The organism is Micromonospora sp. CPCC 206061 (genome assembly GCF_036906915.1).
In the GTDB taxonomy this organism is placed as follows: domain Bacteria; phylum Actinomycetota; class Actinomycetes; order Mycobacteriales; family Micromonosporaceae; genus Phytohabitans.
This window is the reverse complement of the sequence record NZ_JBAKHX010000048.1, coordinates 1-12913: the sequence shown is the minus strand read 5'-3', so window position 1 is coordinate 12913 and position 12913 is coordinate 1. Positions and strand designations below refer to the sequence as shown.

At 72.5% G+C, this 12913-nt stretch carries 13 protein-coding genes and 1 pseudogene; 5 read left to right on the top strand and 9 right to left on the bottom strand.

What is annotated here, in order from left to right:
• Window position 1: 1 nt before the first annotated feature.
• From V6V89_RS26880 to V6V89_RS26870, 3 genes are all read right to left on the bottom strand, one after another.
• Window positions 2-550 (bottom strand): hypothetical protein, encoded by a 549-nt coding sequence (locus V6V89_RS26880; RefSeq protein WP_334622164.1) that lies wholly within the window; start codon window positions 548-550, stop codon window positions 2-4.
• Window positions 551-855: 305 nt separating this feature from the next.
• Window positions 856-1845 (bottom strand): TRAP transporter substrate-binding protein, encoded by a 990-nt coding sequence (locus tag V6V89_RS26875; protein ID WP_334622162.1) that lies wholly within the window; start codon window positions 1843-1845, stop codon window positions 856-858.
• 25 nt (window positions 1846-1870) lie between these two features.
• Window positions 1871-2566 (bottom strand): HAD family hydrolase, encoded by a 696-nt coding sequence (locus V6V89_RS26870; protein ID WP_334622161.1) that lies wholly within the window; start codon window positions 2564-2566, stop codon window positions 1871-1873.
• Window positions 2567-2620: 54 nt separating this feature from the next.
• Here V6V89_RS26870 and V6V89_RS26865 point away from each other — a divergent pair, with 54 nt between their 5' ends.
• Window positions 2621-3907 carry an NAD(P)/FAD-dependent oxidoreductase gene (locus tag V6V89_RS26865; RefSeq protein ID WP_334622160.1) on the top strand — a complete coding sequence of 429 codons (1287 nt, stop codon included), beginning with the start codon at window positions 2621-2623 and terminating at the stop codon, window positions 3905-3907.
• A gap of 150 nt (window positions 3908-4057) precedes the next feature.
• Here the strand turns inward: V6V89_RS26865 and V6V89_RS26860 are convergent, their stop codons facing one another.
• The 6 genes from V6V89_RS26860 to V6V89_RS26835 all read right to left on the bottom strand — a co-directional run bounded on the left by V6V89_RS26860 (window position 4058) and on the right by V6V89_RS26835 (window position 9594).
• Complete coding sequence (locus tag V6V89_RS26860) at window positions 4058-4528, bottom strand: nitroreductase/quinone reductase family protein (protein WP_334622159.1); 471 nt, start codon at window positions 4526-4528, stop codon at window positions 4058-4060.
• A 14-nt stretch (window positions 4529-4542) separates the two neighbouring features.
• A complete protein-coding gene (locus V6V89_RS26855; RefSeq protein WP_334622157.1) occupies window positions 4543-7278 on the bottom strand; it encodes an FtsX-like permease family protein in 2736 nt (911 codons plus the stop codon).
• Window positions 7275-7991, bottom strand: coding sequence for an ABC transporter ATP-binding protein (locus V6V89_RS26850; RefSeq protein ID WP_334622156.1), 717 nt, complete (start codon window positions 7989-7991; stop codon window positions 7275-7277). Before V6V89_RS26850 ends, V6V89_RS26855 begins: the two co-directional genes overlap by 4 nt.
• Entirely contained in the window at window positions 7988-8566 is a 579-nt protein-coding gene (locus V6V89_RS26845; RefSeq protein ID WP_334622155.1) for a PadR family transcriptional regulator, read from the bottom strand. The genes V6V89_RS26850 and V6V89_RS26845 overlap by 4 nt, the downstream gene beginning before the upstream one ends.
• A 106-nt stretch (window positions 8567-8672) precedes the next feature.
• Complete coding sequence (locus V6V89_RS26840; protein ID WP_334622154.1) at window positions 8673-9092, bottom strand: ferritin-like domain-containing protein; 420 nt, start codon at window positions 9090-9092, stop codon at window positions 8673-8675.
• Between the two features lie 52 nt (window positions 9093-9144).
• On the bottom strand, window positions 9145-9594 hold the full coding sequence (locus V6V89_RS26835; RefSeq protein ID WP_334622236.1) for a hypothetical protein: 450 nt from the start codon (window positions 9592-9594) through the stop codon (window positions 9145-9147).
• Between the two features lie 222 nt (window positions 9595-9816).
• Between V6V89_RS26835 and rimP the strand changes: the two genes are divergently transcribed.
• From rimP to V6V89_RS26815, 4 genes and pseudogenes are all read left to right on the top strand, one after another.
• Window positions 9817-10368 carry a ribosome maturation factor RimP gene (gene rimP, locus V6V89_RS26830; protein WP_334622153.1) on the top strand — a complete coding sequence of 184 codons (552 nt, stop codon included), beginning with the start codon at window positions 9817-9819 and terminating at the stop codon, window positions 10366-10368.
• Window positions 10365-11417, top strand: coding sequence for a transcription termination factor NusA (gene nusA, locus V6V89_RS26825; RefSeq protein WP_334622152.1), 1053 nt, complete (start codon window positions 10365-10367; stop codon window positions 11415-11417). The genes rimP and nusA overlap by 4 nt, the downstream gene beginning before the upstream one ends.
• A 14-nt stretch (window positions 11418-11431) precedes the next feature.
• Window positions 11432-11768 (top strand): annotated as a pseudogene (locus V6V89_RS26820) (YlxR family protein).
• A gap of 93 nt (window positions 11769-11861) precedes the next feature.
• Window positions 11862-12913: translation initiation factor IF-2 N-terminal domain-containing protein (locus V6V89_RS26815; RefSeq protein WP_334622151.1), on the top strand; the 1052-nt coding region annotated here is incomplete at its 3' end.

Sequence of the window (12913 nt, the reverse complement as noted above, 5' to 3'; positions counted from 1 at the left end):
GTTAGGGGAGGTCGTCGGTGGGGATCGTGGCGTGAGAGAACAGGACCGGCGTCACCTTTGGGGCCGGTTTGGAGGGTTCGGCCGTGCGTGGTGCGGCGGGCGTCACCGGCGACTGTAGGGCGGGTGGTCTGGGCTCCTGGTGTTCGCCGGTCAGCACCAGCAACTCGTACGCCCGCTCCACCGTGATCCGGCCGGTGGTGATCGCCAGCCGCAGCGGCACCGGCTGCGCGTTCGCGAACGCGGCCACCGGCAGGTCCAGCACTCGCGGTTCGACGCCGCGCTGCACAAGGTAGGCGGCCGTGGCCGGGTCCATGTCCTGCCATGGGCGGAGGGTTTCCGCGTCGAAGCCGTGCGCGCTCCACTCGTCTGCCTGCGCCGTCACCCGGCTGGCCACGTGCGCGGGCACCACATCGCGGCCGCCCAGATCCTCGCTGAGCAGGGCGCGGGCCAGCGGCGAAAGCTCCTCCACCGGCACCCACTTGGTGCGTGGCCCCGCCGGCCGCCGCGTGGGCTGCCCACGGCGAGTGTCGGGGTCGGGCTGTACCGGCATGACCCCATCAAAACATGATCGACCCTCGCTGTTCGGACGGGGTGGCGCTTTCCCGCAGCTAGTGTGCCTCCGCGTAGGGGTGATCAGACGTTCGTCGATCGAGGGCAAACCACGGATCAAGGGCAAACGCACGTGGAAAAGAGATCAAACCACATGCGTTCGCCCTTGATCGACGGCGAGAGGCGCGAGACGCAGGGTAAGGCGCCAGAGGCGGCGAGAGGGGCGAGACGCGGAGAGAGGGGCGAGACGGCGGGGAGAGGCGAGACGGCGGGGAGGGGCCAGAGGGGGTGAGGGGGTGGGAGGGGTTAGAGGGAGAGGACCTCGTCCCAGGTTGTCACCGTCCACTTTGTTGCGAAGAGGTCGTTGATCGCGGGGCGGGCGGCGGCCTCGATCGCGGCGGCGTCGGGGGTCACCACGGTCATGCCGGCCTGCTCCAGCTGGGTCTGTAGGCCCGCTTCCCGATCCGCCATCGACTGGCTGGCCCACTCGGTGGCGCCGCGCATCGCCCGCCGCACCTTGTGCGGCCATGGCACGTCGCGCAGGAAGCACGTGTTGGCGGCGGCCAGCCCGAAGCCGACCAGGTGGCCGGTGAGCGTGAGGTGCGACTGCACCTCGTAAAGGCGCAGCGAGGAGATCTGGGTCAGGTCGCCTTCCGAAGCCTCTGCCACGCCCGTGCGCAGGGCCTCGTAGATGCCGGTCAGTGGCACCTCGACGGGCGTTACGCCGAGCGCACGCCACACCGTGACCCAGTCGGGGACGGGCGGGAGTCGCAGCTTGATGCCGGCGAGGTCGGCGGGCACCACGATCGGCCTGTTCGACGTGAACTGCCGGAAGCCCCTGTATACCGTGCCCAGCGAGACCAGGTTGCCACCGGATCTGACCAGCGCCCGCGCCTCGGCACCGAGGTGGCTGCCCCAGACGCGCAGGAAGTGGGCGTAGTCCTGGATGACGTACGGCCCGTTGAAGAAGAAGTACGCCGGGGCGTAGTCCTGGATCGGCTGGCCGCCCGTGAGGATGATGTCGGCGACCCGCTCGGCGGGGTCGCACGGGATCATCGCCGGGTTGATGGTCTGCTCGTTGAGCACCGACGTCGCCACTTCGACGGTGAGCCGCCCGCGCGTGTCGGCTTCGAGCAGCTCTTTGAACTTCAGCGCGGTGTCGGCCAGGATGTGCCCGGCCGCGAATGGGGTCGCGACCCGCACCGTGACGGGCGGCCGCCCAGAAGGCGGTGTGACAGCCAGTGCCAAGGGCGCGGCACCGGCGGCCTTGATCAACGTGCGTCGATTCACGGTCATCCGGTAAGGGTACGGTGACCCAACGTCAGTCGGGTGCCCCCGCGAGCAGTCGCACGACCGCATCGACGTCGCCCAGGTCGTCGAGCACCACGTGAGCCCCGGCGGCGGCCAGGTCAGCGGCGGTGGTGCCGCCGGTGGCGACCGCGATCGCCGTGACGCCGTTGGCCAGTGCGGCGGTCACGTCGTGCACGGTGTCGCCGACCACGAACACGTCGGCGGAGCTGAACTCGCCGTGCCGCGCGGTGGCCCGCTCCAGGCTGCCCCGCACCAGAGTGGCGCGTACGACGTCTTCGGTGCCGTACCCGCCGATCTCCACGTCGACCAGCCCGGTCAGCCCGAACTCGGCGAGCTTGGCCTCGGCTATCGGTCGTAGGTTGCCGGTGACCAGGGTCTGCACCACGTGCGGCCGGCCGCCGAGCGCGGTCAGCACGTCCGGCACGCCCGGCAGCAGGCGGCCCTGCTCGCGCAGCAGGTGCCGGCGGGCGAGGAATTCGGCGACTACCACGTCGAAGAAGCCGTCGAGGTGCGGCTCGCAGTCGGCTATGCCGTGCAGCGTGAACGTCTGCATCGCGATGTCCCGGTCGGTCCGTCCGGCCATCAGCGCCGTCTCGCGGTGCGGCAGTCCGGTGACCGCGGTGAATGCGGCGGCGCAGGCGAGCGGCCCCGCCCTGCCGGCGTCCATGAGCGTGTGGTCGATGTCCCACATGACGAGGCGGCGCATGTGACCGATAGTGCCAGGAAGTTTGATCCCCGACCGCCCGGGTAGGGCGGGCAGATGAGCCGACCAAAGATCGTGATCATCGGTGCCGGCTTCGCCGGGTACCAGGCTGCCCGCAAGCTGAGCAGGCTCGCCCGGGGCGCGGCCGAGATCGTGCTGCTGAACCCGACCGACTATTTTCTCTACGTACCGTTGCTGCCCGAAGTGGCGACCGGAGTGCTGGAGCCGCGGCGGGTGTCGGTGTCTCTGCCGGCGACGCTGCCGGGCGTCCGGCTGGTGCTCGGCGAGGCGACCGGCATCGACCTGGAGCGGCGCAAGGTGATCTACTCCGATGCCGAGGGCGTGTACCGCGACATGGGGTACAACCGGCTCGTGCTCGCCGCCGGCAGCGTCAACAAGCTGTTGCCGATTCCCGGGGTCGCCGAGCACGCGCACGGCTTCCGCGGCCTGCCGGAGGCGCTGTACCTGCGCGACCACGTTACCCGCCAGATCGAGATGGCCGACCTGACCGATGACCCGAAGGAGCGGACCGCCCGGTGCACGTTCGTCGTGGTCGGTGCCGGCTACACGGGTACCGAGGTCGCGGCGCACGGCGCGCTCTTCACCGGCGACCTGATCAAGGCGCACCGCCGGCTGCTCGACCAGCCGGTGCGCTGGCTGCTGCTCGACGTCGCCGACCGGGTGCTGCCGGAGTTGGACCCGCGGCTGTCGACGACCGCCGCCAAGGTGCTGCGCGAGCGCGACGTCGACGTGCGCATGGGCACCTCGGTCAAGGAGGCCACCCACGACGGCGTACACCTCACGGACGGCGAGTTCGTGCCGACCCGCACGCTGGTCTGGTGCGTCGGAGTACGGCCGGATCCGCTGGTAGCCGACCTCGGCCTGCCCACCACGAAGGGGCGGCTGGTGGTCGACGAGTACCTCAACGTGCCCGGTCACCCGGAGGTGTTCGCGTGCGGCGACGCGGCGGCGGTGCCCGACCTGACCCGGCCCGGTGAGATCACCACGATGACCGCGCAGCACGCCAGCCGGCAGGGCAGGCTCGCCGCGCACAATGTCGCCGCGTCCTACGGCCGGAAACAAAAGCGGGCGTACAAGCACACTGACCTCGGGTTCGTGGTGGACCTCGGGGGCTGGCAGGCGACCGCCAACCCGCTGCGGATCCCGCTCGCCGGGCCGCCCGCCAAGCTAGTCACGTCGGGCTACCACCTGCTGGCGATGCCGGGCAACCGGCTGCGCACCGCCGTCGACTGGGCGCTCGACGCCGTCCTACCGCGCCAGACCGTCCAATTGGGACTGGTGCCGGAATCGGCTGCCCGCCTGGAGGTGACGTCCGCGCCCTAGTGATGCGCCCTAGTGATGCGCCCTAGTGATGGTCGGCGCAGCAGGGCGTCGGGTGCCGGCTGCCTCGTTCGCGATGACCGGGGGTCAATCTCGTCGAGCGCATGGAAGGGATGGTGGCCGCTGGGCTGCGCTTACGCGGACATGCGCATTTCACGAGGTGCGTGGCGCCAGGCGGAACACGTGGATCTCGCGCCCGCCGGCCCGCTTAACGTACGCCTCGTACGGCGGCCACTCGGTCGTGACGAGCCGCCACAGGCGCTCGCGCTCGGGGCCCGTGGCGAGGTGCGCCTCGACCGGTATCCGCCGCCCCTTCACCGTCACGGTGGCCCGAGGGTTGGCGAGCAGGTTGAGCGCCCAGGCCGGCTGGTGGGTCTGGCCCCAGTTCGAGCCGGTCACCACCCACCCGTCGCCGTCCGGCACGAACAGCAGGGGCTGCGTGCGGAGCTGCCCCGAGCGCCGGCCCGTGGTGGTGAGCAGCAGCGAGGGGACGATGCCGAGCGCGACGACGCGACCGCCGGTGAGCCGGCCGACCAGACGGTCGGCCGGCACCAGGATCCGGCCGGTATTGGCGAACCACGCGGCTCCACCGAGCCGGCGGGCGAGGGAACGGATACCTGCCATCGGCACAGTGTGGACTACGTCAAACGGCGTCGTTCGATCGGCAGCCGGGAGCGGGTCAGCAGGCCCGCCCCGAGCATCGCCAGCAGCGGCACCACGAGGACGACGGCGAGCGAGTCCCACGGCACGCCGATCGGGTACGGCTGCTCGGCCGGGAACATGTCCGCGCTGGCCCGGTTGAAGGCGTACAGCACCGCCGCCGAAGCGCCGAGGCCGGCGAGCACCCCGAGCACCGAGCCGAGCCCGGCGATGACACCCGACTGACTGAGCGACAGGCGCCGGCGTACCCCTGGACTGGCCCCGACCGCCGCGAGGGTGGACAGGTCCGCACGGCCGTCCGCGGCGGCGAGGCCGGTCGCGATGCTCGCCGCACCCAGCGTGATCAGCCCGGCCGCCACCGCCAGGATCAGCAGGGTCGGGTCGTCGCTGCCGCGCGGCGGCCCGGTCTCCACGCTGTAATGCAGGCCCGGGTCCAGGTCGCGCAGCCCAGCGGCCAGCTGGTCGCGCTCGGCCTGGCTGGGCATCCGGCTGGTGGCGACGACGAGACCGTGCGGCTCGTGGGCGAACCCGGACTTGCTCAGCGCGCCCGGCGAGATCACCGTGCCGGACAGCGGTGTGCCGGTCCTCACGGCGTATCCGGGCACCGTGATGGTGCGCAGCTTCTGCTGGCTTTCCGGCGTGATGGTGCCGTCGGTGGACGGGTCGTAGAGCTCCAGGGTCACGTTGCCGTCCACGATGTACTTCGCGTCGTCGACGAGGGCGCCCCCGGCCTCCAGGGTTGCCTTCGCGCGGGCGAGATCGTCGCCGGTGGCCCCGGTCAGGGCGCTCACGACCTCCGGCCCACCGACGGCCAACCCGTACCCACCGGTGCTCCAGCCGTAACTGTGATCGCACCGGGAGTCCTTGCGGGCGGCCCGCTGCTCGTCGCGGGTCAGCGGGCCGCTCGCCTCCGACCATGGGCAGGTCCGCTCCTTGGGGATGCGGGGACTGGCGCCGCAGAACGCCTCCGGCGCCGTGCCGGCGGGGCAGATCACCCTTGCGAGCGGGACGACCTCGCTGGTCGGCAGCGAATCCTTGACGATCGCCGCGACCCGGTTCACGTCCGGCGCCTTGTGCGTGGCGTCGGCCGGGCTCGTCGCGTAGTACTGGACCAGCACGTTGCCGGTCACCAGGGTCGGCCGGTACCCGAGCCGGTTGCGGTCCTCTTCAGCGGTGAGCACGACGCCCAAGGCGACGCTGCCGGCCACGGCCGCCATGACGGCGGCGATCGCGGGTGCTGCGGCGGCCCGGTTGCGCGCGGTGTCACGCAGCGCGATCCGCGGCGAGAGCGGCAGCACGCGGCCGAGCCGGGCGATCAGCCCGACCAGCGACGGCGTGCACAGCACCAGTCCCAGCTCGCCAACGACCAGACCGACCAGGATCATGTTCGACGAGACCCGCCAGGCGCCGAGCGTCGCGGTGGCGGTGCCGATCACGGCGAGCGCGATGCCGAGCACCAGCCACCGCTTGCGGGACCGCATGACGCCCCGCCGCCCGGTAAGGGCGGCCACGACGTCGGCGCGAGCGGCGGTGAACGCGGGCACGAGCGCCGCGAGCAGCCCGGTCAGCAGCGCGACGCCGGCGATGGCGACCAGAGCGAGCGGGAAGATCCGGTACCCGCCGGCCCGCGCGTGAGTCAGGTACTCCTCGATCAGCGGGCGGCCCGCGAACGCGGCCACGACGCCGAGCACCAGCCCGGCACCAGCGCCCAGAGCGCCGAGCACGACGCCGTCAGCCAGCACGATGCGGCGCAGGTGTGCCGGGGTACCGCCGTTGGCGGCGACGAGCGCCAGGTCACGCTGGCGGCGGCGGGCACCGACCGCGAACGCCGGCCCGGCGAGCAGCACCACCTCGAGAACGCCCAGACCGGCGATCAGGCCGCCCACGGCGACCGCCTCGGCGCGGACGTCGCTGCTCCCGAACGAGCTGTCGACCTCGCTGGCCGGCGGCGGGTCGAGCAGGACCGCGCGGGATTTGACGACCATGCCGCGCTGGTTGAGCTGCTTGACCTGTTCCCACGTGACCGGGCCGGGCGCGTCCCACAGCCAGCGGTTCACGCCCCAGTCGCTGCCGCGCGTGGGCAGGTGGCCGCTCGGGAACACCACGTTCTCGTGGAGCCCGGAGGGGATCTCGACGACCCCGGTGACCGTCCAGGAGCGGGTGCGGTCGGCGTTCCGTACGGTGTCGCCGATACCGGCGCCGAGCCGCTTCATGGCCCTCTCGGTGACCGCCAACTCGCCATCGCCGGTGGGCGCGCGCCCGTCCAGCAGTTTGGCGTAGCCGGCTACCAGCGGGTCGGCTGCGTCCACGCCATAGGCGTTGAGGGTGCCGACGCCGTTGGCGGTGCGGAGGTCGATGAGCCCCTCCTGCGCCTGCAGGATTCGGCTGCCGGCGGGCAGGGCACCGAGCAGTTCGGTGCTGCTCACCGGTTCGGTGCGAGGGTTCCCGTCCGAGCCGTAGCCGTCGCCGTTGGGTGCCTGTCGCACAGGCCCGGCGAACGACCAGTCGACCAGCGCGTCGGCGGTGCCGAGCTCCCGGTTGGCCTCTTCCTCGGGCGTCAGGTTGAACATGTCATAGCTCGCCGCGGCGAAGGACAGCGCCAGTACCGGCAGCATGATCATGGCGACGACGAGCGCCGAGCGGCCCTTGGCGCGCCGCGCCTCGCGGCTCGCGATCCGCAGCGCGGTGCGCCAGCCGTTCACAAACCCGCTCATGAGGCGGGTTCCAGGAGCTGCTCGGCCTCGGCCAGCGGGCCGGAGGTGTCCACGATGACGCCGTCGCGCAGGAACACCACCCGATCGGCCCAGGCGGCGTGCCGCGCCTCGTGGGTGACCAGTACACCGGCGGCGCCGGCGTCCACCCGGGCGCGCAGCAGCCGCAGCACGGCCTCGCCGGTCTGCGAGTCGAGGGCGCCGGTCGGCTCATCCGCCAGGACGAGTCGCCGGTCGCCGATCAGCGCGCGGGCGATGGCCACGCGCTGCTGCTGGCCGCCGGACATCTCGTCGGGGAAGCGCGGCGCGAGGTCGCCCAGGCCGACCTCGCCGAGCGCCGTGACGGCCAGGCGGCGCGCCTTGCGCACGCTGACCCCGTCGAGTTCGAGGGGGAGCGCCACGTTCTCCGCGGCGGTCAGGCTGGGCAGCAGGTTCAGGTCCTGGAAGACGTACCCGATCGAGCGCCGCCGCATCGCGGCGAGCTGGCGCCGCGACATCCTGCCGATCTGCTGGTCCTCGACGAACACCTCGCCTCGGCTGGGCCGGTCGAGCCCGCCGGCCAGGTTGAGCAGGGTGGACTTGCCCGAACCGGACGGTCCCATGACGGCGACCAGCTCGCCCGGCCTGACGGTCAGCGTGACGCCACGCAACGCGTGCACGGCCGCCTCGCCGGTGCCGTGCGTGCGGTAGGCGTCGCGGATCTCCAGAACGTTCATGACGTCACCTCGCTGTGTTCCGGCGCCGGACTCGGCGCAGCGGACTGGGGCCGGGGCGTGCGGGTATGTCGGATCAGGCTGGCCTCGCAGTGGTCGAGCCACCGCACCTCGGCCTCGGCCTGGAAGATCATGGCGTCGAGCACCAGCCGCCAGGGCAGGTCGATGCCCTCCTCGCCGCGGGTCTTGAGCCGCGTGTACTCCTGGAGCGCGCGCATGGTCGCGGTGCGCTGGGTCTGCACCACCGTCTTCACGTCGACCCCCGGCGTTGTGATCGCGAGCGCCAGCTTGATCGCCAGCTCGTCGCGCGGGCGGTCGGTGCGGTTGATCGGGGTGGTGAACCAGACCGCGAGTTCGGCCCGTCCCGGTTCGGTGATTTCGTATGGCCGCTGCCCCCCGTCGTTCTCCGGCAGCGGACGGACGAGACCGTCGCGTTCCAGGCGGTTGAGCGTCGTGTAGACCTGCCCGATGTTGAGGGGCCAGGTGGCACCGGTCGACTCCTCGAAGGCGGCGCGGAGCTGGTAGCCGTACATGGGGCCGCGCTCGAGCAAGGCGAGCAGACCGTGGCGGATGGACATGGCTACCGAGTATGCATACCCGGTATGCCGTAGGCAAGTCGGACCGTCTTTGTCACGTTTTAGCCGCAACTTCGTGCTGGATTACGGCTGCGGGACGGCCACGGCCCTAGGCGGGGCGGCCGGGGAACGGGACGACTGCTGGCTTGACACCCGCGGTGCGGCGCCAGCGAGTGGCGCGCACCGCGGCATCGGTCATTGCCGCCAACGCGGTTGCCCGGTCGGTGCCGGTCGTGCCCGGCAGGCAGGCCCGCCAGACCGCCGCAGTGCGATCCTCGATCTCCACGGCGAGGCGGAGTGCGCTCGTCCGGTCGGTGACCGGGAAGGGCAGCGTGTACGCGGGCGCGGCCGGCGCCGGGGTCGTACCCGCACCCGCGAGCTTGAGGATCAGCGCGTCACGCCGCGACCGGTGTGCCGCCTCGGCCGCGCGGGCGGCGGTGGCGGCGGCGTCCGCGAGCCGCACCCCGATCGGCCCGTACGCGTAGATCGCGGCGTGCTCGGCGGCCAGGGCGTCAGCAAAGGTGCTCATGCGAGGCCCCCATGGAGACGCGGAGCGGAGCGGAGCGTTTTCGTGAGGTACTTCATCGGACGACTTCCAGGTGGGTGGCGCGGGCGGCGGAGATCGAGCCGAGCAGGGCGGCCCGCGCGGCGGGCGCGGCGAGGCAGGCGTCGGCGGCGGCCTTCTGGCCCTGCTGCTCGGCCGTGCGCAGGGCGGCGAGGGTGGCCGTGGCGTCGCCCGCCGGGGCCGCGCTCGCGCTCGCGGCGGGAGCCGCCGGCGACGCGCTCGCCGCTCCCGTCACCTTGGCGAGCTCGGTCGCGTGCTGGCGGTGCGCCTCCAGTACCGGGGTCAGGCGGTCGGCCAGTGCGGGGTACGCGGCGATGGCCGCCTCGTGCCGCGCAGCGAGGTCGAGCGTCGCGGCGAGCAATGGGGCGAGCGGGTCCGGGCTGGCCGCCGGCTCCGGCTCGGATTCGAAGACGTCACACCCGGCGAGTGGGTACGCGGCCACCGCCAGGAGGGTGGCGCGCAGCACGCCCCGGCGCTTGGTCCGGTGGGCGGCGTGCGGTCGATCGTTCGGCCAGCTTTGCACCGGCCAAGTCTGCCGTACCCGTACCAGTGGTCCCCAAGTCGGTGCGCCGGCCGGTCCGAAGGTGCGTGGGCGCGTTACGCTCTGCGCAGCCACCGGGCGCGTGGGTCCGGCGGCACGAAGCCGTGGCTGCTGGCAGGGGCTTCACCGAGGTAAAGGGGTGCGGAGATGACGGAGCGTGGCCGCACCACCCGCGTACCGCCACGAGTCTCGGCCGACCGCGTTCGCGCCGCCGTCGAGCCCGTGGTCGCTGCGGCCGGGTACGACCTGGAGGAGTTCGCCGTCTCCCGGGTCGGCCGGCGTCACGTCGTACGGGTGGCCATCGACGGCGACGGCGGGGTGAGCCTCGACGCGATCGCTGACGTGTCCCGGGCGATGTCCGCCGCGCTCGACGCGGCCGAGGAAGCCGAGGGTGACCTGCTGCCCGGCGAGTACGAGCTGGAGGTCGGCTCCCGTGGGGTCAGCCGGCCGCTGAGCCTGCCCCGGCACTGGCGGCGCAACACCGGCCGGCTGGTCAAGGTGACCGCGGCCGGCCGCCCGCTGACCGGCCGGATCGAGGAGGCCGACGACGAGCGGGTGGTGCTCGACGTCGAGGGCGTCCGGCACGAGTTGGCGTACGCCGACCTCGGGCCCGGCCGGATCGAGGTCGAGTTCACCCGGGCCGGCGCAGACTTTGATGAAGACGTCGACGACGAGATCGAGGAGGACGAGGAGAGGTGAACATCGACCTCGCGGCCCTGCGCGCCTTGGAGCGCGAGCGGGAGATCCCGTTCGACACGATTCTCGCGGCCATCGAGACAGCACTGCTGACCGCGTATCGGCACACCGAGGGCGCCCAGCCGCACGCTCGGGTGGAGATCGACCGCAAGACCGGCGCGGCCCTGGTGTACGCGCAGGAGTTTGACGCTGACGGCGCTGTCGTCCGGGAGTGGGACGACACGCCGCACGACTTCGGCCGCATCGCCGCGATGACCGCCAAGCAGGTGATCCTCCAGCGACTGCGGGAGGCCACCGATGAGGTGCATTTCGGTGAGTACGTCGGGCGCGACGGCGACCTGGTGACCGGTGTGGTGCAGGCGCACGAGGCGCGTACGGAGAAGGGCATCGTCACCGTCGACCTCGGCAAGCTGGAGGCGGTGCTGCCGCACTCCGAGCAGGTGCCCGGCGAGATCTACGCGCACGGCCAGCGGATCCGGTGCGTCGTGGTGCACGTCGCGAAGGGGTTCCGGGGGCCGCAGATCACCCTTTCCCGGTCGCATCCGAACCTCGTCAAGAAGCTCTTCGCGCTGGAGGTACCGGAGATCGCCGACGGCACGGTGGAGATCGCCGCGATCGCCCGTGAGGCAGGTCACCGCACCAAGATTGCCGTCCGCTCGACGGCGTCCGGCGTGAACGCGAAGGGCGCGTGCATCGGGCCCATGGGCCAGCGGGTGCGTGCGGTCATGAGCGAGCTGCACGGCGAGAAGATCGACATCATCGACTGGTCGGACGACCCCGCCGCGTTCGTTGGCAACGCCCTCTCACCGGCCAAGGCCCTGCGCGTGGAGGTCGTCGACGCGGCGGCCCGCACGGCCCGGGTGACCGTCCCGGATTTCCAGCTTTCCCTGGCGATCGGCCGTGAGGGGCAGAACGCCCGCCTGGCCGCCCGCCTCACCGGATGGCGGATCGACATCCGGTCCGATACCGACCAGCCGCCGGCGGCTGGACCGCCGCGACATGGCGGCAGTGATCACGCGACCGAACCGGGCGGAGCGGTCGCCGAGGCTTAGGGGTAGACTTTCCGTTGGTACGACGTGCGCGGCCGGTACGTACTTGTGTGGGTTGCCGGCAACGTGCGCCGGCCGCTGAGTTACTGCGGGTTGTCGCGGTCGCCAGTGAGGCTGGCCACAGCCTCATGCCCGATTCGACCCGTAGACTGCCGGGTCGGGGAGCACATGTGCATCCTGATCCGGCCTGCTTCGCGCTGGCGGAGCGGCGTCGTGCCTTTGGCAGGGCGCTTCGCGTCACCGGGGTCCTTGACACCGGTGCGCTGGCCGAGCACCTCCGTGCGGTAACCACTACGACCGGCCACCAGGTCGGGCGAGGGTCGCAGACAGAGCAAGGTAGGACGACCGACATGAGCACACGATGAAGTCGCTGAAATGACCAGGCTTCAAGTGCAGGAGTGAGGTCGCTGCGGGTGCCGCCCGCACGACCTCGGAGTGAGGAGTGCAGTGGCAGGCAAGGCCCGCGTACACGAGCTTGCGAAAGAGCTCGGGGTCGAAAGTAAGACCGTTCTCGCCAAGTTGAAAGAAATGGGCGAGTTCGTCAAGTCCGCATCCAGCACGGTCGAGGCACCCGTCGCACGGCGCCTGCGTGGCGCGTTCGCGGCAGGCAGCAGCGCGCCTGCGGCACCGAGGGAGGCAGCCGCACCGGCGGCCCCACCGGCAGCCCCCGCGCCGTCCGCGGCCCGGGTGTCGGCCCGACCGGCACCGCCGAGGCGCGTGACGCCATCGGCGCCGTCGTCGCCGGTGGCATCGCCGACGTCACCGGCAGCGCCCGCGGCTCCCGCGGGTGGCCGTCCGCGTGGCCCGGTGCCCGCGCCGCCGTCACCCACCCCGGTGGCGAAACCGGCCAGTGCCCACGACATCGAGGTCGCCGCGGCGGAGGAACGCGCGGCCCGGCTGAAGAAGGAGCAGGAGGCCGCGGTCAAGGCCGCGCAGCAGGCTGCTCAGCAGCGTGACACGGCCCGGCGCGAGCCGCCGGCCGACGGCGCCACCCGGCCGAGGCCCGGCCCGGGTGCGATCCCGCCGCGGCCTGGTTCGCCGGCGGCCCGCCCGTCCGGTCCCGGTGGGTCCGGTGGGCCCGGCTCCGGTGGTCGACCCGGTCCCCGTCCGGGTGGGCGCAGTGGCGGCAACAACCCGTTCGGCATCACGCCCAGCGGCCAGCGTCCGGCAGCGTCCGGTGGGCCTCGGCCCAACCCGGCGTCGATGCCGCCGCGGCCGAGTCCGGCGTCGATGCCGCCGCGGCCCAGCCCGGCTTCCATGCCGAGCCAGCGGCCAGGGCGTCCTGCTGGCGGCGGCGGTCCAGGCCGTCCCGGTGGCGGTCCCGGTGGCGGCGGTGGCGGCGGCGGTCGCACCGGTGGCGGTGGCGGTGGCTTCCGTCCCGGCGGTGGCGGCGGTGGCGGTGGCTTCCGTGGCGGCGGTGGCGGCGGTGGCGGTGGCTTCCGTCCCGGTGGCGGCGGTGGCGCCGGCGCTGGCGGCGGCTTCCGCGGCGGTCCCGGCGG

What these genes read in the sequence shown, in the direction of transcription:
- V6V89_RS26880 (WP_334622164.1), bottom strand. Translation starts at nt 550, where the DNA reads ATGCCGGTACAGCCCGACCCCGACACTCGCCGTGGGCAGCCCACGCGG.
- V6V89_RS26875 (WP_334622162.1), bottom strand. Translation starts at nt 1,845, where the DNA reads ATGACCGTGAATCGACGCACGTTGATCAAGGCCGCCGGTGCCGCGCCC.
- V6V89_RS26870 (WP_334622161.1), bottom strand. Translation starts at nt 2,566, where the DNA reads ATGCGCCGCCTCGTCATGTGGGACATCGACCACACGCTCATGGACGCC.
- V6V89_RS26865 (WP_334622160.1), top strand. Translation starts at nt 2,621, where the DNA reads ATGAGCCGACCAAAGATCGTGATCATCGGTGCCGGCTTCGCCGGGTAC.
- V6V89_RS26860 (WP_334622159.1), bottom strand. Translation starts at nt 4,528, where the DNA reads ATGGCAGGTATCCGTTCCCTCGCCCGCCGGCTCGGTGGAGCCGCGTGG.
- V6V89_RS26855 (WP_334622157.1), bottom strand. Translation starts at nt 7,278, where the DNA reads ATGAGCGGGTTTGTGAACGGCTGGCGCACCGCGCTGCGGATCGCGAGC.
- V6V89_RS26850 (WP_334622156.1), bottom strand. Translation starts at nt 7,991, where the DNA reads ATGAACGTTCTGGAGATCCGCGACGCCTACCGCACGCACGGCACCGGC.
- V6V89_RS26845 (WP_334622155.1), bottom strand. Translation starts at nt 8,566, where the DNA reads ATGTCCATCCGCCACGGTCTGCTCGCCTTGCTCGAGCGCGGCCCCATG.
- V6V89_RS26840 (WP_334622154.1), bottom strand. Translation starts at nt 9,092, where the DNA reads ATGAGCACCTTTGCTGACGCCCTGGCCGCCGAGCACGCCGCGATCTAC.
- rimP (WP_334622153.1), top strand. Translation starts at nt 9,817, where the DNA reads ATGACGGAGCGTGGCCGCACCACCCGCGTACCGCCACGAGTCTCGGCC.